At 44.7% G+C, this 18,443-nt stretch carries 15 protein-coding genes and 1 riboswitch; of the genes, 12 read left to right on the plus strand and 3 right to left on the minus strand.

Translation table 11 applies throughout. The annotated features are described in order from the left end of the window. The first annotated feature begins 232 nt into the window (after nt 1–232). Nucleotides 233–544 (plus strand): hypothetical protein, encoded by a 312-nt coding sequence (locus ACEWB7_RS04490; RefSeq protein WP_395526674.1) that lies wholly within the window; start codon nt 233–235, stop codon nt 542–544. 142 nt (nt 545–686) lie between these two features. Here the strand turns inward: ACEWB7_RS04490 and ACEWB7_RS04495 are convergent, their stop codons facing one another. Next, a complete protein-coding gene (locus ACEWB7_RS04495) occupies nt 687–881 on the minus strand; it encodes a DUF3565 domain-containing protein (protein ID WP_004781474.1) in 195 nt (64 codons plus the stop codon). Between the two features lie 130 nt (nt 882–1,011). Here ACEWB7_RS04495 and gshB point away from each other — a divergent pair, with 130 nt between their 5' ends. After that, nucleotides 1,012–1,959, plus strand: a complete 948-nt coding sequence (gshB, locus tag ACEWB7_RS04500; protein WP_395526672.1) for a glutathione synthase — start codon at nt 1,012–1,014, stop codon at nt 1,957–1,959. A 39-nt stretch (nt 1,960–1,998) separates the two neighbouring features. On the opposite strand, the gene ACEWB7_RS04505 is transcribed toward gshB, so the two are convergent. Beyond that, nucleotides 1,999–3,201, minus strand: coding sequence for a CynX/NimT family MFS transporter (locus ACEWB7_RS04505; RefSeq protein ID WP_411580455.1), 1,203 nt, complete (start codon nt 3,199–3,201; stop codon nt 1,999–2,001). 410 nt (nt 3,202–3,611) lie between these two features. Here ACEWB7_RS04505 and murG point away from each other — a divergent pair, with 410 nt between their 5' ends. The 7 genes from murG to lpxC all read left to right on the plus strand — a co-directional run bounded on the left by murG (nt 3,612) and on the right by lpxC (nt 11,721). Then, complete coding sequence (gene murG, locus ACEWB7_RS04510) at nt 3,612–4,709, plus strand: undecaprenyldiphospho-muramoylpentapeptide beta-N-acetylglucosaminyltransferase (RefSeq protein ID WP_411580457.1); 1,098 nt, start codon at nt 3,612–3,614, stop codon at nt 4,707–4,709. A gap of 12 nt (nt 4,710–4,721) precedes the next feature. Next, nucleotides 4,722–6,170, plus strand: coding sequence for a UDP-N-acetylmuramate--L-alanine ligase (gene murC, locus ACEWB7_RS04515; protein WP_005232692.1), 1,449 nt, complete (start codon nt 4,722–4,724; stop codon nt 6,168–6,170). A 53-nt stretch (nt 6,171–6,223) separates the two neighbouring features. Next, nucleotides 6,224–7,153 (plus strand): D-alanine--D-alanine ligase, encoded by a 930-nt coding sequence (locus ACEWB7_RS04520; RefSeq protein WP_395526670.1) that lies wholly within the window; start codon nt 6,224–6,226, stop codon nt 7,151–7,153. Nucleotides 7,154–7,156: 3 nt separating this feature from the next. Continuing rightward, nucleotides 7,157–8,011 (plus strand): cell division protein FtsQ/DivIB, encoded by an 855-nt coding sequence (locus tag ACEWB7_RS04525; protein ID WP_395526668.1) that lies wholly within the window; start codon nt 7,157–7,159, stop codon nt 8,009–8,011. Nucleotides 8,012–8,082: 71 nt separating this feature from the next. Further along, nucleotides 8,083–9,345: a cell division protein FtsA gene (ftsA, locus tag ACEWB7_RS04530; protein WP_411580458.1), complete on the plus strand. Its 1,263-nt coding sequence runs from the start codon at nt 8,083–8,085 to the stop codon at nt 9,343–9,345. Nucleotides 9,346–9,504: 159 nt separating this feature from the next. Further along, nucleotides 9,505–10,692, plus strand: coding sequence for a cell division protein FtsZ (gene ftsZ / locus ACEWB7_RS04535; RefSeq protein ID WP_179991920.1), 1,188 nt, complete (start codon nt 9,505–9,507; stop codon nt 10,690–10,692). A gap of 126 nt (nt 10,693–10,818) precedes the next feature. Next, complete coding sequence (gene lpxC, locus ACEWB7_RS04540; protein ID WP_034170289.1) at nt 10,819–11,721, plus strand: UDP-3-O-acyl-N-acetylglucosamine deacetylase; 903 nt, start codon at nt 10,819–10,821, stop codon at nt 11,719–11,721. A 99-nt stretch (nt 11,722–11,820) separates the two neighbouring features. On the opposite strand, the gene ACEWB7_RS04545 is transcribed toward lpxC, so the two are convergent. After that, entirely contained in the window at nt 11,821–12,261 is a 441-nt protein-coding gene (locus ACEWB7_RS04545) for a DciA family protein (RefSeq protein ID WP_004781492.1), read from the minus strand. 110 nt (nt 12,262–12,371) lie between these two features. On the opposite strand from ACEWB7_RS04545, the gene ACEWB7_RS04550 reads away from it, so the two are divergent. From ACEWB7_RS04550 to ACEWB7_RS04560, 3 genes are all read left to right on the plus strand, one after another. Further along, a complete protein-coding gene (locus ACEWB7_RS04550) occupies nt 12,372–13,061 on the plus strand; it encodes a M23 family metallopeptidase (RefSeq protein ID WP_034170247.1) in 690 nt (229 codons plus the stop codon). 350 nt (nt 13,062–13,411) lie between these two features. After that, complete coding sequence (gene aceE, locus ACEWB7_RS04555) at nt 13,412–16,114, plus strand: pyruvate dehydrogenase (acetyl-transferring), homodimeric type (protein ID WP_034703603.1); 2,703 nt, start codon at nt 13,412–13,414, stop codon at nt 16,112–16,114. Nucleotides 16,115–16,116: 2 nt separating this feature from the next. Further along, nucleotides 16,117–18,144, plus strand: coding sequence for a 2-oxo acid dehydrogenase subunit E2 (locus tag ACEWB7_RS04560; protein ID WP_034703599.1), 2,028 nt, complete (start codon nt 16,117–16,119; stop codon nt 18,142–18,144). Between the two features lie 89 nt (nt 18,145–18,233). Further along, nucleotides 18,234–18,431, plus strand: a riboswitch (yybP-ykoY riboswitch). The last annotated feature ends 12 nt before the right edge of the window (nt 18,432–18,443 follow it).

Below are 18,443 nucleotides of genomic sequence, written 5' to 3' on the forward strand. Positions count from 1 at the left end.
TTCTCAATATATAAATCTTGATCAAAATTATTTTATCTAAAAAGAAAAATATTTTTAAAAGAAACTCATTAAAGAATGAATTACCCCCCATAAAGTCCCTTTACAAATAAAATGAATAAGGTAGTTATGGTCATTGTTTACAAATTGTAATCCGCCTATATTGAAATAAACATTACGTAATTAATTATAAGAATTTCATAATTTTAATTGATTTAAAATAAGAGTACTAGGAATGGATTACTGGAACAGTGTTTTATTTATATCGATTATAACGGTGGTAGGTTTGGCCATTATTGTCATGCTGGTAGGCTACAAGATGTGGAAAAACCTGGTGGTGACTTTACTGGTCTCTACAACGATTGGCTTTCTGATTATATGTACTATTAACTTTATCTTTGGGGAAAATCTGAATTTGCCCCGGATTCCTGATCAGAGCTGGCATCATAAGATCACTTTGGAAATTACCCTAATGAGCTTACTGATTGGCGGAGTCAGTACCTTTATTATTATGCTGGGAACCATGATTTCAAAAAATAATCGTTAAATCATAAAATTAAGTGCATTTATCAAAAAATATAATACCTTTATAAGCAAGGCATTATTATTTTTATTCAGGTTTTAATCAATTTTCTAAACGAGATAAAATACTCAGGGTGAGTATATATACTGATTTGATTTAGAAGATATTAATCCTCGTGTATTTCACATTTTTTGCAGTCCAATAAGACGCCCAGTTTTTCTTTACGGCCTTGTTCGGTCATGACCCAAGGACGGTTTTGCCAAGGTGGATCATGCCGCACATGCTGACCATGACCACAGGCCAGTTCAGCGACCCAATGATTTTCTTCATCCAGATGAAAGCCGACAATTGCCTGCTGCATGATAAATGCTCTTGTTGATTAAAGTATTTAAGCATTTATACAAAATTAGTCATGCAAAATCACCATAAACAAAAGAAACTGCACAGGCTATACTCCTTGCTAATGTATTTTTAAGAAAGAGCACAGAGACATGCGCGTACTTGTTGTGATGGATCCCATCGAAAATGTAAACCTGAAAAAAGATTCAACCATGGCCATGTTATGGGCAGCTGCACGCCGTGGACATGAACTGGGTTATGCATTACAGCAAGATTTATATATCGACCAAGGTAAGGCCTTTGGTCTGATCTCGCCTTTGCAGGTATTTGAAGACTATAACCATTACCACGAACTGGGTGAAAAGAAAAAAGAATCGATTGCGGCTTATGATGTGGTGCTGATGCGTAAAGATCCGCCATTCGACATGAACTTTGTCTATACCACTTATATTCTGGAACAGGCAGAACGTGAAGGAGCATGGATTATCAACAAACCGCAAAGCCTGCGTGACTGCAATGAAAAGCTGTTTGCTACTCAGTTCCCGCACCTGCAAGTTCCGACTTTGGTAACGTCGCAACAAAGCCTGATCCGTGAATTTTTAAAAGAGCATGTTGATGTGATTGTAAAACCATTGGATGGTATGGGCGGCACCGGAATTTTCCGTCTCTATCAGGATGGTATCAATATTGGCTCAACCATTGAGATTCTGACCAACAATGGTAACCAGCCGATTATGGCACAGCGTTATATTCCTGAAATTGTAGAAGGGGATAAGCGTATCCTGATGATCAATGGCGAACCAGTACCGTATTGTCTGGCCCGTATTCCGCAAAATGGTGAAGTGCGTGGCAATCTGGCAGCAGGTGGTTTAGGTCAAGCACGTCCATTAACTGAGAATGATAGAGCCATTGCAGCGCAAGTGGGGCCTTATCTCAGAGAAAAAGGTTTGGTATTTGTCGGTCTGGATGTGATTGGCAATTATGTCACTGAAATTAACGTCACCAGTCCAACCTGTATCCGTGAAATTGATACTCAGTTTGGTACCTCCATTGCAGATGACCTGTTTGATGTACTGGAAGCCGGTCTGGGTCAAGCCTAAGCTTTCAATAATAAAAAAGAGCCTCGTCTGAGGCTCTTTTTATTGGCCATAATGCTTGAATAAAAGCAGGGTCATTAAGATTCCTAATATAGAGAGGCTGGCGGTAACTATCGCGATATAAGCCCAATTCTGTGTAGTCGAAACCAGTGCTGCGCTCAAAGGCGGCACAAAAAATTGAGCACAGGCTGAAAGCTGTAAAACCAGACCCACACTGGCTGCTGCGGCATTGGCACGCGGGGCATGCTGCAAAGTAATGGCAAAAACAGTGGTCGGGATAATTCCACCAATCAGTGAAAACAGTACAGCACTTATAAACTGTAAGTCGAACATGAGCCATGAACTGGCTGCAAAAGCCAGAAAGCTGCTGCACAGCATGGCTGTAAATCCGGTACTGAATAGCGTCTTGGGTTTCCAGCCACGTTGTAACAACATACCTGCACCAAAAGTGCCGCCCAGATTGGCAAGTACCACGATTGAAACCAAAATGCCTGCAACTTTTAAATCAATGCCGTGTTCGACATACATGCTGGGCAGGAACCCGGTCACGGTAATCCACTGACTGGTATAACAGGCAAAAATAATAGCTAAACACAGAATGGGTGGATGGGTAAGGGTAACTTTGACAATCTGCCAGAATGAAGTATTTGACGGTACTGGTTGAGGAATTGTGTTAGATGCAAATGCCATTGAATCTATTCGCAGGTATCGTTTAATGATGCCTGCAATAATCAAGCATAGACTGCCGAGAATAGCCCAAATATTCTGCCAGTTCAGGTATTCGAGTAAAACAGGAATACTAAAAACAGCAAGACTGACACCGACACCCATATAGGAACTCCAGAGTCCCATTTTAAAATTCAGTGTTTCAGGCCGACTGATCCGTTTTAAAATTGCAGGCGCGCACAAGGAAATAGTTAAAAATCCAATCCCTTCGGTAAAGCGGAAGAAATATAAGGCTGTGGCATGCTGAATCCAGAGGCCAGCGATACTGCTCAGTCCTAAAATGATTAACGCCAAAATCAGGCAGCGCTTTAAACCCACTTTTTCCGAAAAAGCACCAATACAAAGGGCAAACAGCATTCCGGCCCCTTGTACTAAAGACAGAGAAAACCCGGCTTGTGTAAAACTTAAGCCTAAATCCTGTTGCAGAATGGGAATAACAGCAGACAGTTTGCCGACATGCATGGCCGCCAGATAACCGGCTAAAATAATCCCTAGATCACGAATTGATATTTTTGACATCTATAATGCTTGAATCCATTTAAGGAGTATGCAGATCAATTTGAAAAAAATTATATAGAGATAGGGATAACATAAAATTTTATTCAGATTTATATGATTTAGGCATAAGTTAATAGGATGAATTAAATGGAAAAATAGCCAGTAAATAGTGAAAAATGTATAGATTTAGGGAATGACTATAAAAAGATTAAATGAAAAATATTCAAAAATTATGCTTATATTTCACTTAAGTCTAAGGAAAAATGCAGACCTTATAATAAAACTAGTTTAAACTTCAAATTAGTATGAAAAAAACAATGAAACGCTTGTTGAAATAAGGTAAATAAACTTTCAAGGGCAAACGTTTGTGATTACAATTGATGACTTAAATTAGACCTCCTGTTTCATTTTTTAAATTGAAGAATTAGACCGTGACCGACGCTCAGCAAAAACAGCCTAAACATGTCATGATGATGGCCGCAGGTACGGGTGGACATGTGTTTCCAGCGTTAGCCGTTGCAAAAGATCTACAGCAACAAGGAATTGAAGTGTCCTGGTTGGCAACACCAGTGGGCATGGAAAACCGATTATTAAAAAACCATAATATTCCAATTTATCAAATCGATATTCAAGGTGTGCGTGGCAATGGTTTTGTGCGTAAAGCCTTGGCACCGTTTAAAATTTTAAAAGCTACTCTTAGTGCAATGAAGCATATGAAACAGCTCAAAGTCGAAGCTGTTGCAGGCTTTGGCGGTTATGTGGCAGGACCGGGTGGTCTGGCAGCACGGATCCTGGGTATTCCTGTGATTATTCACGAACAGAATGCAGTCGCGGGTTTTACCAATACCCAATTGTCACGGGTCGCTAAAACGGTATGTCAGGCTTTTCCTGATACTTTCCCGGCACAAGACAAAGTAGTGACCACCGGTAATCCAGTACGTAAAGAAATTACAGAAATTTTAAATCCATCTTGGCGTTATCAGGAGCGGGAAAAAGCTGGCCAGCCACTACGAATTCTGATTGTTGGCGGTTCACTTGGGGCACAAGCCTTAAATGAACGTGTGCCGGAAGCCTTGAAACAGTTGAATGTGCCGTTAAATGTCTATCATCAGTGTGGTCAAAATCACGCTGAAGCAACGCGCGCACGTTATGCAGACAAACCAGCCTCCTTACAGGTTGAAGTTCAGCCTTTTATTGAAGATATGGCCCAAGCTTATAGCGACGCCGATCTGGTCATTTGCCGTGCCGGTGCACTAACGGTTACTGAAATTGCAACTGCCGGTGTAGCCGCGATTTTTGTACCGCTACCAAGTGCGGTTGATGATCACCAAACTGCGAATGCCAAATTCCTGGCCAATCAGCAGGCAGCCAAAATCTGCCCGCAGGCTACTTTGACGCCAGACAGTTTAAAAACCTTATTAGAGCCGATGCTTGACCGTCAGATATTGATGGAAATGGCGGTAAAAGCACGCCGTCAGGCTCAACCCGATGCGACCCAGCATGTGGTCCGTTTAATTCAAGAATTGTAATCCGAGTAAATTATGTCTCCAGTAACCCCAGCAGACCAAGCAAAGAAATTAATTAAAGTCCCGGAAATGCGCCGGATCAAGCATATCCATTTTGTAGGGATTGGTGGTGCAGGGATGTGCGGGATTGCGGAAGTACTGAAAAACCAGGGGTATAAAGTTTCTGGTTCAGACATCAAGGCCTCTAAAACTACGGCTCAATTAGAAGAAAATGGTATCAAGGTCTATATCGGCCATGCAGCCAGCAATATTAAGGGTGCCAATGTCATCGTGGTATCTACCGCGATTGATAAGGAAAACCCGGAAATCAAGGCGGCTCTTGAAACCCGTACACCGGTAGTCCGCCGTGCAGAAATGCTGGGTGAGCTGATGCGTTACCGTCACGGGATCGCGGTTGCAGGCACTCACGGTAAAACCACAACCACCAGCCTGATCACCTGTATGCTGGCAGAAGAAAATCTGGATCCAACTTATGTGATCGGCGGTTTGCTAAACCGTACCGGTGTGAATGCCGCTTTGGGTGCAAGTCGTTATATCGTGGCAGAAGCCGATGAATCAGATGCCTCATTCCTGTATCTAGAACCAATGGCTGCCGTGGTGACCAATATCGATGCTGACCATATGGATACTTATGGCGGTAGCTTCGATGTTTTAAAAGATACCTTTATCCAGTTTCTGCAAAAACTGCCATTCTATGGTTTAGCGGTTGTGTGTGGTGACGATGCCAATATCCGTGAAATCATGCCACGTATTGGTCGTCCATTACTGACTTATGGTTTTAATGAAGATAATGACATTCGTGCCGTCGATGTCGTACAGGAAGGTATGCGCAGCCACTTTACCGTATTACGTAAAGATCGTGAGCCGCTACGCGTGACTGTGAATCAGCCGGGTCTGCACAATGTACTCAATGCCTTGGCTGCAATTGGGATTGCAACGGATGAAGGCGTATCCGATGCAGCTATTTGCCGTGCACTGGAAGGCTTCAGTGGTGTAGGTCGTCGCTTCCAAGTACAAGGTCAATTCGAACTTGAAGGCGGCGATGTGAAACTGGTCGATGACTATGGTCACCATCCAAAAGAAGTAGAAGCCACTATTAAAGCGGCTCGTGCCAGCCATCCAGATCGCCGTCTGGTGATGATGTTCCAGCCGCACCGTTTCAGCCGTACCCGTGACTGTTTTGATGACTTCGTAGAAGTGCTTTCACAAGTTGATCAGCTGCTCTTACTTGAAGTGTATCCGGCAGGGGAAAAGCCAATTGTAGGTGCAGATAGCCGCGCATTGGCACGTAGTATCCGTTTACGTGGGGAAGTTGAACCAATCCTGATTGATCCGGTTGAGGGGAACCTGAGCCAGGTGATGAAAAAGGTATTGCAAGCAAATGACTTGTTATTAACCCAAGGCGCAGGTAATGTTGGAGCAATCTCAATCGAACTTGCTCAAAATCATTTATATGTAAAGTAAAATAGTCATGTTATGACTGATTGAACAGATTCAAAAAGTTTAAGGATATAAACGTGTCAAATGCTTCAAAATTCGGAAAAGTTGCCGTATTGCTGGGTGGTAAATCTGCAGAGCGTGAGGTTTCGCTAGATAGTGGAACCGCCGTACTTGAGGCATTAGTGCGTTCTGGGGTCAATGCAGAAGCGTTTGATCCACAAGAGCGTAGTGTTACCGAGCTGGTAAATTATGATCGTGCGTTTGTGGTATTGCATGGTCGTGGCGGTGAAGACGGTCAGATTCAGGGTGCGCTGGAATGGTTGAATATTCCATATACCGGTACAGGCGTACAGGGTTCTGCCATTGGTATGGATAAAGTCAAAACCAAACAGGTTTGGCAGGGTTCAGAATTACCTACTGCGCCATATCGTATCGTGACCAAGAACTCGAATGTGCAAGAAATTGTATCTGCTCTAGATTTGCCGCTGATCATTAAGCCTGTACACGAAGGTTCGAGTATTGGCATGAGTAAAGTTGAAAAAGTAGAAGACTTTGCCGATGCGATTGCCAAAGCCACTGAACATGATGCCGTGGTTATGGCAGAGAAATGGATCACAGGCCGTGAATTTACCATTGTAATTCTGAATGGTCAGGCCCTACCTGTCATTCGTCTGCAACCGCCAGAAGATGTGGCTTTCTATGACTATGAAGCTAAATATCAGCGTAATGATGTGGAATATGGCATTCCATGTGGCTTAAGCGAGTCTGAAGAGAAAGAATTGCAAGCCTTGGCTCTACGTGCCTTCCAGGCGGTGGGTGCAAGTGGCTGGGGCCGTATTGATGCAATGCAGGATGAACAGGGTAAGTTCTGGTTACTGGAAGTGAATACTGTTCCAGGTATGACCAGTCATTCTCTGGTACCAAAAGCGGCAGCAGCTGTCGGCTATAGTTTTGATGCGCTCTGTGTAGCGATTCTGGAACAAACATTAAACGGTGCGGCACACTAAGTTATGGCTCAACTCCCAGCAACCATGCGCCGTAAACGTGCTGCGATTACCTCAATTCACGACAAGCCGCCGACACGCAAAGAGAAACTAACCAACCTGGGTGGTTGGGCCTTGTTGTGTGTCGCGCTGGTGGTGCTGGCTTTTGGGATTTTTGGCCTATACAAGGTGATGACTGATGCTCAGGTAGCAGAGCTGAAAGTGGCAGGAACGCGTACAGCAGCTGAAGAGCGTCAGGTCATGCAGTACGTTTCACCGATTGTGACTGAAAACTATTTCACTTCGGACCTGGAATCGATTCGTGACCGCGCACTGGAATTGTCCTGGGTGGACCGTGTCGTAGTGTCTCGTGCCTGGCCAGACAAGATTCATGTCCGGGTGATGCCGCATCATGCTATTGCACGATGGGGTACAGGACGACTGCTAAGTGATAGTGGCATTATTTTCACTGAAGTCAGTCCTAAAGATTATTCAGCTTTACCGTTGCTGCATGGGCCCTCTACTCATGCAAATACCATGATGCGACGTTATAATGAAATCAACCAGTTATTTTTACCACAAGGTATTCGTTTAAAAGAATTATATTTAACTGAACGAATGACGTGGTTTATGCAGTTTGATTCAGGTTTGCGTGTAATTGTCGATAAAGACCAGACCATGAGTAAGTTGCAACGTTTGAGTCATCTGTCCTATAGCGAACTAAAACCGGTATGGTCGAAAATTTCAGCGATCGACCTGCGTTATCGCAATGGATTGGCGATTCAATGGAAAAATTCAATTCCGCCTAAAATTGTAAATGGTCAATTTATTGTAACCATTAATGACACGGGCGTTGAGAATAATGTAATAGTAAAGCCATAATGACCGGCTTTAAAAACTAGAGGCCTTATAAAGCCATAAATCTAACAAACACGTAATGGTAGTAGTTAATAATGAGTGAAGCTGTTCCCTCGGTTGTGGCGATTGACATTGGGACACACAAAGTTTCAGTTTTGATTGGTAAGGTACACGCGCCAGACAATATCCAAGTGATTGGGATGGCGACCGCTCGTAACCGAGGCATGAATAAAGGAAAAATTGTCAGTCTCGATAAGGTCATTACCGCCATTAAAAACGCCGTACAAGAAGCGGAAGATATGGCTGAATGTCGTGTGCATTCTGCGTGGATTTCGATCCCAAGTGCTGAATTAAAAAGCTTTTATGCCTCGGGTCGTACCACCATTGATAATAGTGAACATTCAATTACGACCAGTGAAGTAGTACGGGCACTTGAGCTGGCCAAAGCCAGTCATGTCACCTCAGATCATTATCTGGTCAGTGCGGTGCCTTTAGGCTTCGAGCTGGATGATGCACCGGAATGGGTACTCAACCCGATCCGTATGTCGGCACATAGCATGACGGGACATTATCATTTGATGATGTTACCGATCAGCACTATGCAGAATATTGACCGCGCTTTAAAAGGGGCCAATATCGGTGTGGAGAAAATGGTGGTGTCCTGTCTAGCTACTGCTGAAGCCAGCCTGCTGAAAGATGAAAAAGAATATGGCGTGTGTCTGGTAGATATCGGTGCGGGAACCACCAATATTGCTGTTTATTTGGATGGCCGTTTGGCGTTAACCCATACTATTCAGCGTGGCGGTGAACATGTGACCCGTGATATTGCAGCAGTTTTACAGACCACGACAGAAGAAGCAGAACGTCTGAAATTGCTCTATGGCTGTGTTGACCTAAAAGTGGTTAAACCAGAGCATATGATTCAGTTCCAGGGCATTGATGGACCACAAACCATTAGCCGGATTGAACTGACTGAAATTATCATGGCGCGTTATGAAGAAATCATGGGTCTGGTGCGTGATGAACTGGTGAACCATGGCGCGATGCAGGGACTGTATCATGGTGTGGTGCTGACTGGTGATGCCAGTCAGATTGAAGGTATGGTCAGCTTTGTACGCCGTACCTTGGGTGTGTCAGCACATCTGGGTAATCCGCCGGTACAGGTTTATGCGGATGAACAGCACCAGGCGGCTTTACGTCGTTCCCAATACGCAACAGTGGCTGGTTTGCTGATGTTTAGTCAGAGTGATACCCAGGAAACCCTCGTTGAAACCGAAGACGGGAACAAATTATCAGTAACACAGCGCATTAAACGGGCATGGTCAGGTTTTAACGAAACGTTAAAAGCGATCTTTTAAGCGATTTTTATTGTGAATATTGTTGGGAAGTTGTAGTTAATCGGGCTTGTACTTGACAAGTGCCTGCTTGAGCAGCATTCTTAAAAACAATTTTTATCAAGATTAAGGCAGTATACGGGCTTAGTGACTGCCAATTATGAATTAGGAATTTTATAGGTCATGGCCTCATTTGAATTTTTCGAAGAAGATCATAGCGATAGCAATGGTCAAGCCCGTTTCACTGTATTTGGTGTAGGTGGTGCGGGTGGTAATGCTGTACAGCATATGTTGCAGTCCGATATCCAGGGCGTAAAGTTCGTCTGTGCCAATACAGACAAACAGGCACTGGATCGCATGGAAGCCGAATTTAAAATTCAGCTGGGCGAGCAAAGTACACGTGGTCTGGGTGCTGGAGCAAATCCACAGGTCGGTCAAGCGGCAGCAGAAGAAAGCCGTGAACTGATCCGCCAGCAGCTTGAAGGTACCGATATGGTATTCGTTACTGCCGGTATGGGTGGCGGTACAGGTACCGGTGCTGCGCCAGTTGTTGCTGAAATTGCCAAAGAAATGGGCATCCTGACTGTTGGTGTCGTAACTACACCATTCAACTTTGAAGGTAAACGTCGTCTGCAATCTGCCGAGAAGGGGATTGAAGCACTAGAACAGCACGTAGATTCTCTGATCATCATTCCAAACCAGCGTCTATTGAAAGTCTTCCGTGATATTTCAATGAAGGATGCGTATAAAAAAGCGGATGATGTACTGTTGAATGCGGTACGTAGTATCTTTGATCTGGTAGTACGTCCTGGTCACATTAATCTTGACTTCGCCGATCTGAAAACTGCAATGAGTACACGTGGTTATGCCATGATGGGGGTAGGCTTGGGTCGTGGTGAAAACCGTGCACGTCAGGCAGCAGAGCAGGCGATTCGCAGCCCATTACTGGATAACGTCACCATCATGAATGCCAAAGGTATTCTGATTAACGTGACTGGTGGTGATGACGTAACCTTCGGTGAAATCGAAGAAATTACTGATGTTGTAAACCAGATCGTGGATCTAGACGAAGGTCAGGTCTTCTACGGCACAGTATTTGACCCTGATGCTCGTGATGAAATCAGTGTAACGGTGATTGCGACTGGTTTGACTCGCCATGCTGCAGATTCGGTTGAGCCAACTAAACGCGCGAATGTACAGGCAGTACGTCCATCATCATCACAGGCAGTAGTTGAAGATGATGATGTACCGGCAATTCAGCGTCAGCAAAATGAAGCAGGTGCAGCAGCTAATCCTGCCGCTTCAGTTTCTAGTCCGCGTCCAACGCCAATGAGCATCCAAGATTATCTTAAAAATCAACAGCGCAAATAATATGTAACAGCATGTGTTTACGATGATTGCACAGAAAAGGTGGCTTTAGAGCCACCTTTTGTTTTTTATCAATGGCCAAATATGCTAACGTATAGCGGTTTTATTGGTGAACAGATGATAAAAAGCATGTTGAAACAACGTACCCTGCAACGTATCGTGAAAGCGAGCGGAATCGGTCTTCATAGTGGGCAGAAGGTTATGATTAACTTTGTGCCACACCACGCCGATGGGGGCATTGTGTTTCGTCGTATTGATCTGGATCCACCTGTCGATATTCCTGCAGATGCCTTATTGATCCAGGAAGCCTTCATGTGTTCGAACCTGGTTCAGTCAAATGCCAAAGTAGGTACGATTGAGCATGTGATGAGCGCCATTGCAGGATTAGGTATTGATAACCTGATTATTGAAGTGTCAGCTTCAGAAGTTCCCATTATGGATGGCAGTGCCGGACCTTTCATTTATCTGCTCATGCAGGGCGGCTTGCAAGAACTAGATGCACCAAAGAAATTTATTAAAATTATTAAACCTGTTGAAGCCCTGATCGATGATAAACGGGCGATTTTCAGCCCACATGACGGCTTTCAGCTAAATTTCACTATTGATTTTGATCATCCTGCCTTTAAAAAAGAACATCAATCTGCCAGCATCGATTTTTCTACAGAAACCTTTGTTTATGAAGTCAGTGAAGCGCGTACATTCGGCTTTATGAAAGACCTTGACTACTTGAAAGCCAATAATCTGGCTTTGGGTGCAAGCTTGGAAAATGCCATCGGTGTAGATGAAACCGGCGTAGTCAATGAAGAAGGTTTGCGTTTCTCGGATGAGTTTGTACGTCACAAAATTCTAGATGCAGTTGGTGATTTATACCTGCTAGGCCACCAGATCATTGCCAAATTTGATGGTTACAAATCAGGGCATGCTTTGAATAATCAACTATTGCGTAACGTGAAAAGTGACCCAAGCAGCTATGAAATTGTAACATTTGATGACGTAACTCAATGTCCAATTAGTTATGTAACTGTGACATAAGTCCTTGTCTTTGTGTCTTTGTGTTATAACTTAGCTGCATCTAATGTGATACCTGTCACATAAAAACAACATTGGAATTTATTACATCTCATTGCAATGTTACTTTTTATTGCTTGCCAAACGTAGTAAAGCTTGGCTAAGCTTAGGGTCGCTTATAAAGTCAGCAGCACCGCGAAGTAATTCCTGTGTTTCTGGACTCAAGGCTCTTTCAGATTTTTCTGGAACCGGTTGAACAGGGGATGGATTCCTTAAGCAAACCTGGATTTTAGTGAGATCTTTTAATTCGTTTATTTGAGAGAGTTGTGAGATGTATTGCTTTTGAAGATAGGCCAATTGAGAAATCATGGCTTGGTTTTCACCAGTAATCGTTAACACACCATTTTGATAGCAGGCAACTTGCCATTGTTCGGGTTGAGGCAATAGCGGTTGTACGAGTTTCGTAAGCTTCTGCCATGCAGAAACTTGTGATGAGAGAAACGAAAAGTTTCCTGTTTTTATCTGTTTTCTTGTTTTTTGAAAGACGTTGACAGGTTCCGACATACATAATTCCTACATGTTTATGTCTTAATCTTATGCGCTTCTTAAAGTGGATATCAAGGAAGAGATCTTCAAGAAACTCGATTAGCAGTTTAGAGAGGTTTTTTATGCATATGCCTATGCGACGTATCCTATTGGCATTTTCTATTTCGGTTTCAGCTGCTTCAGTAGCTTTTGCAGATTTAGTGGATCTGAATCAACAAGATGCTACACCTGACCGTCTTGAGCAGTTAACACGTACTTTATCGCAGGGTTCTTATACCCATCCTGAAGATATTGATATTCCCGCACAAACTAAATTAAATGTTCAGCTACGTGAAAAACCGGTTGAACTGAATAATCAGACCATTGCTCAAAAATATGGCAATTCTTCATCCAGTAAAGTTGCATCTTCAAATAATCCTTATTCGTGGTTAGTGGCTCATCCATTACCCGACATGAAACGTGTCAGCTCAAATTTTGGCGGCCGTACCATGGGTGGCCGTGCTGAAAATCACTCAGGCCTAGATCTGGCTGCTGCAAGCGGTACACCGATCTATGCAACTGGTCCTGGTATCGTAACCAAATCGGGTTGGGGTACAGGTTATGGTCAGTATGTCGAAATTAACCATGGTAATGGATACCTTACTCGTTATGCCCATGCTTCACGCTTGATTGCACGTGTGGGAGATCAGGTGCAAGCCGGTGATCATATTGCGAATGTAGGTTGTACAGGTCGTTGTACTGGTCCTCATCTACACTATGAAGTAGTAAAAGACGGTCAACGTAAAAATCCTTCAACTTATTTAGCAATGTTGCCTTAAGCGTAGCTTTGCTCAAAATAACTGAAATACTTTAATACGTCTGATACTTGATACTCATAAAAAATCAATCAAACCGCTTTTAAGGCAATTAGACTGAACATTTCTTCCAGGGAGTAGAGAAGGAGTTCGGTCTAATTGCTTTTAGATATTATATTATCACCGAGAATTATAACTGTCGTATAAAAAATCGCCATTATTGACTTCTTTTTGTTACTTTGTGTAAGAAAGTGTCAATGGATATTTAGATAATAAATAGTACTCCAGAACCGCATTCAGCCAGAGCCATACCTGCATAAGCCGTAAATATGATACATATAAGTGATCAATTTGGCTTTCAGGAACTGTAGATTATGGCGTTTTATGGAGATACCGACGCTCAAGAAACCCAAGAATGGCAAGACGCTTTTGACTCCGTTTTGCAGCACATGGGAACCGAGCGCGCCGCCTTTTTACTTGAAAAACTTTATCAACGCGCAATTGCCAAACATGTTCCTATTCAGCGTTTAAATACTCCCTACTTAAACACTATTTCTGTAGAAGAACAACCTGCGATGCCGGGCGACCAGGACATGGAGCGCCGTATTCGCGCGCTGATCCGCTGGAATGCTTTGGCAATGGTGCTTCGCGCAAATAAAACCGGTGATGACTTAGGTGGTCACTTGGCCAGCTTTGCTTCATCTGCCACTTTATACGATGTGGGTTTTAACCATTTCTTCCGTGCCAATAACGACAGCTTCGGTGGCGACCTGATCTACTATCAAGGTCACTGTGCCCCGGGGATTTATGCCCGCTCATTTCTAGAAGGCCGCTTAACTGAAGAGCATCTGAATAATTTCCGTCGTGAAGTCGGCGGCAAAGGTCTGCCTTCTTATCCTCATCCTTACTTGATGCCAGACTACTGGCAGTTCCCGACGGTATCGATGGGCCTGGGTCCAATCATGTCGATCTATCAGGCGCATATTCAAAAGTATCTGATGAACCGTGGCCTGATTAAGGAAGAAGACCGTAAAGTCTGGGCTTATCTGGGCGATGGCGAAATGGATGAGCCGGAAAGCTTAGGCGCGATTTCACTGGCGGGTCGTGAGAAGCTGGACAACCTGATCTGGGTGGTGAACTGTAACTTGCAGCGTCTGGATGGCCCGGTACGTGGTAATGGCAAGATCATTCAGGAACTTGAATCATTGTTCCGTGGTGCTGGCTGGCGCGTGATTAAAGTTGTCTGGGGTCGTCATTGGGATCCGCTACTGGATAAAGACAAATCTGGTGCACTCAAAGCGATTATGGAAGAAGCAGTAGATGGTGATTATCAGCGCTATCAGGTGAAAGGTGGTGCTTATGCACGCGCACATTTCTTTGGTAAATATCCAGAAGCAGAAGCTTTGGTCAAAGACCTGAGCGATGAAGATATCGATAATCTGAACCGTGGTGGTCATGACCCGTACAAAGTCTTTGCTGCCTATGCAGAAGCGACCAAGGCCAAAGGTCAACCAACGGTCATTCTGGCGAAAACCGTAAAAGGTTATGGTCTGTCTGATGAAATTGAAGCGGTGAACAAGACCCACCAAATCAAGAAAATGCAGCTGGAATCATTGAAATATGTACGTAACCGTTTCAACTTGCCATTTACTGATGAACAACTGGAAGAAATTCCATTCTACCGCCCAAGTGAAAATTCGCCTGAAATTAAATATATGAAGGCACGCCGTGAGGCACTGGGTGGTTATCTGCCAGCACGTCGCAAAGAAAGCGAATCTTTACCGATTCCTGAACTTTCTGTATTTGATGCTGTGCTTAAAGGTTCAAACGGTAAAGAACAGTCCACCACCATGGTCATGGTTCGCCTCATCTCTGCATTATTAAAAGAGAAAGCAATTAAGGACCGTGTGGTGCCGATCGTGCCAGATGAAGCGCGTACCTTTGGTCTGGAAGGGATGTTCCGTCAATTGGGGATCTATGCAGCGCATGGTCAACAATATACCCCTGAAGATCAGGAACAGTTGATGCATTACCGTGAAGCCAAAGACGGTCACATGCTGCAAGAAGGGATTAACGAGGCCGGTGCAATGAGTGCATGGGCAGCCTTGGCGACCAGTTATTCAACCAATAACCTGCCAATGATCCCGATGTACATGTACTACTCAATGTTCGGCTTCCAGCGTATTGGCGATATTGCCTGGGCAGCAGGTGATGCACAGGCGCAAGGCTTCTTGCTGGGTGCAACCGCTGGCCGTACTACCTTAAATGGTGAGGGCTTGCAGCATCAGGATGGTCATTCGCATATTCTGGCCAACACCATTCCAAACTGTGTCTCTTATGACCCGTGCTTTGGCTATGAGCTTGCCGTGATCGTGCATGATGGTCTGCAACGTATGTATGTGAATCAGGAACGTGTGTTCTATTACCTGACCCTGATGAATGAAAACTACGAACATCCGCCAATGCCGCAAGGTGCAGAAGAAGGCATCAAGCGTGGTATGTATCTGCTGGAAGAAGACGAGAAAGCGACGGTTCAGCTGATGGGTTCAGGTGTGATTCTGCGTGAAGTGATCAAGGCCGCAAAAATCCTGCGTGAGGAATATCAGATTCATGCCAATGTCTGGAGCGTGACCAGCTTTAACGAACTCGCTCGCGATGGTATGGCATGTGAGGAATATAACCGCCTGCATCCTCTGGCTGAAGAAGCGAAAGAGCCATGGGTATCTCAGCAGTTACGTAATAAGGACGGTATTGTGGTATCGGCTACCGATCACATGCGTGCCTATAGCGAACAGATCCGTGCCTACCTTCCAGATAGCCGTCCGTTCGTAGCCTTGGGTACCGATGGTTATGGTCGGTCAGATACGCGTGGCAACCTGCGTAGCTATTTTGGTGTCGATGCTGCACATATTGTCGTGGCAACCCTGAAGAAACTGGCAGATGAAGGTGAAGTTGATGCACGTTTAGTGAAAGACGCGATCTCTAGTTTTGAGTTAGATACTGATCGTCCGGTGGCTTGGGCACCTCAGGCGACTCCTGAATTGCATCCAGTTGCTGACTACAAAGAGGAGAACTAATCATGCAAATTACGACTCCAGATATTGGTGTAGATAAAGCAACTGTGGCAGAAATCCTGGTGAAGGTGGGCGACACCATCGCTGTAGATGAAAGTATTGTGCTGCTGGAATCAGATAAAGCCTCTGTTGAAGTGCCAAGCACCTCAGCAGGTGTGGTCAAAAACATCCTGATCAATCAGGGTGATGAAGTATCTGAAGGTACTGTCCTGATTGAACTGCAGGCTGAAGATGATGCCAGTACGGTAGAAAGTCAGGAAGCTGATGCTGCTGACAAAACTTCGGAAAATACTCCAACTGAATTGCCGGATGAGGAAATCCTGCAGGAAGTGGCGACACATCAGCCTAAAGCCTCTAGCCAAAGTGAGCAGTCCTCTCAATCGGCTTCTACATCTACTGTAGAAGTGAAATTGCCAGATATTGGCGTAGAAAAGGCTCTGGTGGGTGAAATTCTGGTTCAGGTTGGCGATGAAGTTGAGGTGGATCAAAGCCTGGTCGTGGTTGAATCGGATAAAGCGACAGTTGAAGTACCAAGTACGGTTGCCGGTACTGTAGAAGCGATTCATATTCAGGAAGGCGATTCAGTCAAAGAAGGAGTGTTGATTCTGACAGTGAAAACTGCAGATTCGGCACCAGCTGCTGAGCAAGCAGCGTCTCAAGTAGAAGAAAAGCCAAAAGCTCAAGCAACACCTGAAGCCAAAACTGAAACAGCGTCACAACAGGCGGCATCCCCTGCAGGCGATATTGAAGTAAAAGTACCTGACTTGGGTGTCGACAAGGCAGCTGTAGCAGAAATTCTGGTACAGGTCGGTGATACGGTGGAGAAAGACCAGAGCATCATTGTGGTCGAATCGGATAAAGCGACAGTAGAAGTGCCAAGTACGACTGCCGGAGTGATTAAGGCGATTCATGTTGAGCTGGGTCAGAATGTTTCTGAAGGCGTGGCACTGATGACGATTGAAGCTGAAGGACAAGCATCACCTGCTGCAGCTCCAGCGGAAAAATCAGAAGCACCTGTAGCTAAAGCTACGCCTGCACCCGCCGCAGCTCCAAAAGCTGAACCTGCTGCGACACCTGAAACGCATAGTGCAGACAAGCTCACCAAAGAGCAGAACGCTGCCAATGCCAAAGTTTATGCTGGTCCTGCTGTGCGTAAACTGGCTCGTGAACTGGGTGTGGTATTGGCAGAAGTGAAAGCTTCTGGTCCGCATGAGCGTCTAATGAAAGAAGACCTGTTTGCGTATGTGAAAGATCGTCTGACTGCACCGCAAACAACAACCGCACCTGCGGCAGCTACAGCTCCTGCTGGCTTGCCAAAACTGCCTGATTTCAGTGCTTTTGGTGGGGTAGAAGAGAAAACTTTGACGCGTCTGCAACAGGTTTCGATTCCGCAGTTATCGCTAAATAACTACATCCCACAAGTGACCCAGTTTGATGCAGCAGACATCACTGAGCTGGAAGCTTGGCGTAATGAGCTGAAAGGCAACTTCAAGAAAGAAGGTATTGGCCTGACCATTATGGCTTTCATTATCAAGGCTGTGGCTTATCTGCTTAAAGAAGAGCGCGAGTTTGCCGGTCACCTGTCTGATGACGGTAAATCGGTATTGCTACGGAATGAGATCCATATGGGCATTGCGGTTGCGACACCAGATGGTCTGACTGTTCCTGTATTACGTAACCCGGACCAGAAGTCGATTAAGCAGATTGCTATTGAGCTGGGTGAGTTAAGCCAGAAAGCGCGTGACAAGAAATTGTCACCTAAAGATCTGCAAGGGGCGAATTTTACCATTACCAGCTTGGGTTCAATTGGTGGTACAGCATTTACGCCGTTGGTGAACTGGCCACAAGTGGCGATCCTGGGTATTTCTCCAGCAACTATGCAACCGGTATGGAATGGTGAGAGCTTTGATCCACGTCTGATGCTGCCACTATCACTGTCTTATGACCATCGCGTGATTAATGGTGCCGATGCTGCACGCTTTACCAATAAGCTGACCAAGCTATTAAAGGATATTCGTACACTCTTGATCTGATTCATGAATGTTTAAAAATAAAGACCCTGCTTCGGCAGGGTTTTTTTAATATGACAATTTGTAAATATAAACACGGTTGGCTATAATGGGCGCACTTCATTGGGGAGTAGCCGCCTTTTGCGCAAAGCAGAAGGGTGATGGTCAACATATTTGCTCAACAGGGCATGGTCATCATAGCAAAGAACCAAATGAGCTTCTCGAAGCTTTCTTTTGTTGGCAAGACCTTTGATTTACCACTCTGCAGATATGGCTGGCAGGAGGGGTGAGTCATAGGTATGTAAATTGCTGGCCAGAGAAAC

The organism is Acinetobacter sp. NIOH-H-8 (assembly GCF_046635365.1).
Classification (GTDB): domain Bacteria; phylum Pseudomonadota; class Gammaproteobacteria; order Pseudomonadales; family Moraxellaceae; genus Acinetobacter.

Bases quoted from the DNA above. Each gene is read 5' to 3' on its own strand.
- murC (WP_005232692.1), top strand. From the start codon at position 4,722: ATGTCTCCAGTAACCCCAGCAGACCAAGCAAAGAAATTAATTAAAGTC.
- ACEWB7_RS04550 (WP_034170247.1), top strand. From the start codon at position 12,372: ATGCCTATGCGACGTATCCTATTGGCATTTTCTATTTCGGTTTCAGCT.
- lpxC (WP_034170289.1), top strand. From the start codon at position 10,819: ATGTTGAAACAACGTACCCTGCAACGTATCGTGAAAGCGAGCGGAATC.
- ftsZ (WP_179991920.1), top strand. From the start codon at position 9,505: ATGGCCTCATTTGAATTTTTCGAAGAAGATCATAGCGATAGCAATGGT.
- ACEWB7_RS04505 (WP_411580455.1), bottom strand. From the start codon at position 3,201: ATGTCAAAAATATCAATTCGTGATCTAGGGATTATTTTAGCCGGTTAT.
- ACEWB7_RS04525 (WP_395526668.1), top strand. From the start codon at position 7,157: ATGGCTCAACTCCCAGCAACCATGCGCCGTAAACGTGCTGCGATTACC.
- aceE (WP_034703603.1), top strand. From the start codon at position 13,412: ATGGCGTTTTATGGAGATACCGACGCTCAAGAAACCCAAGAATGGCAA.
- gshB (WP_395526672.1), top strand. From the start codon at position 1,012: ATGCGCGTACTTGTTGTGATGGATCCCATCGAAAATGTAAACCTGAAA.
- ACEWB7_RS04545 (WP_004781492.1), bottom strand. From the start codon at position 12,261: ATGTCGGAACCTGTCAACGTCTTTCAAAAAACAAGAAAACAGATAAAA.
- ACEWB7_RS04490 (WP_395526674.1), top strand. From the start codon at position 233: ATGGATTACTGGAACAGTGTTTTATTTATATCGATTATAACGGTGGTA.
- ftsA (WP_411580458.1), top strand. From the start codon at position 8,083: ATGAGTGAAGCTGTTCCCTCGGTTGTGGCGATTGACATTGGGACACAC.
- ACEWB7_RS04560 (WP_034703599.1), top strand. From the start codon at position 16,117: ATGCAAATTACGACTCCAGATATTGGTGTAGATAAAGCAACTGTGGCA.
- ACEWB7_RS04495 (WP_004781474.1), bottom strand. From the start codon at position 881: ATGCAGCAGGCAATTGTCGGCTTTCATCTGGATGAAGAAAATCATTGG.